The organism is Variovorax cryoconiti (assembly GCF_051216395.1).
GTDB lineage: Bacteria > Pseudomonadota > Gammaproteobacteria > Burkholderiales > Burkholderiaceae_C > Variovorax.
The window spans coordinates 1-1070 of sequence record NZ_JBPJZI010000068.1; the positions used below are offsets into that span (position 1 = coordinate 1).

At 68.5% G+C, this 1070-nt stretch carries 1 protein-coding gene and 1 pseudogene; both read right to left on the reverse strand.

The window, feature by feature from the left end; translation table 11 throughout:
• The coding region (locus tag ACSFA2_RS25785) for an inorganic phosphate transporter (RefSeq protein ID WP_435458166.1) at nucleotides 1-865 on the reverse strand (865 nt) is incomplete at its 3' end.
• Between the two features lie 4 nt (nucleotides 866-869).
• A pseudogene (locus tag ACSFA2_RS25790) lies at nucleotides 870-1070 on the reverse strand (hypothetical protein); the annotation flags it as partial.

Genomic DNA, 1070 nt, shown 5'->3' on the forward strand with positions numbered 1-1070 from the left:
CGTGGCCCTCGGCCGCCTTTTCGTAGCGCGCGATCCAGGCGTCGCGCGCGGGCAGCTTCTCGGGCGACACCGGCCACACACCCGGCTGTGGCCGCATGTGCTCGCCGATGCCGATGCGCCAAGGCTTGGCGCTCAGCCGGGCACGAAAGCATTTCTGGTTGCGGCACATGCGTGCGTAGACCTTGTCGACGCCCATTGCATGAAAACAGTCGGCCACCGCGGTGTCGGCCGGGTCGAAGACATCGTGCATCGCCAGCACCCGGAAGCCCGCGGGCGTGCGGTAGATGCGCAAGTGCCAGTCGGGGTGCTGCTGCATGAAGCGCCCGATGCGCTCGGCCGCCCGCTTCTCAGGCGCGGGGTTGCCGCTGTGCTCGCCGCGCTTCTTGCGCTGGCCGATGACCCAGGCCACGACGAAGACCACGATGCCCGCGATCAGCCCGCCCAGCCAGGTCTTGGCGGCCCAGCCGCCGACCACTCCGGCGATCAGCGCCGGCACCAGCGCAAAGCCGAACACGCTGCCGCGCAAGGGCTCCTCGAAGTCGATGTCGACGAACAGCACGTCGGGCGTGTTGAGGCAGCGCGTCCCATAGGTGTTGCGCGTGATGACGGTGTCGCCCTGGCGCTCGACGATTTCCTCGCGGATCGGCGTACGGTCGGCGCCGTTGTAGGGCATCTTGCGTTCGCGGCGCTCGAGTTTCTCGCCCTTGTGAACGATGCGGTCGAAGGCATCGCGCGTGCGCTGGTCGGCGTGCGCCTGCGCGGCCAGCGGGCTCTCGTCCGACCAGCCGAAGCGGCGCACGGTGAACTGCTTGCCGGCCACGCTCTCCTGGATACGGCCTTCGGCCCAGAACTGGGGAACGATCATCGACTCAAGCCTTTCCGGCAAACAAGAACCGGGGCATGACCGCGGCGAGCACGATGATCAACGCCGCCAGCCATTTGTAGCCGTCGCCGTGCACGCGGCCCGGTTCGTCCATCGGGCGGCGCGGCATGTGCTGGGTCAGGGGGCTGAAACTGCCGAGCGCCGGATCGTCGTGGTTGTCGACCAGCCGCTTGGCCGCAGACAGGCT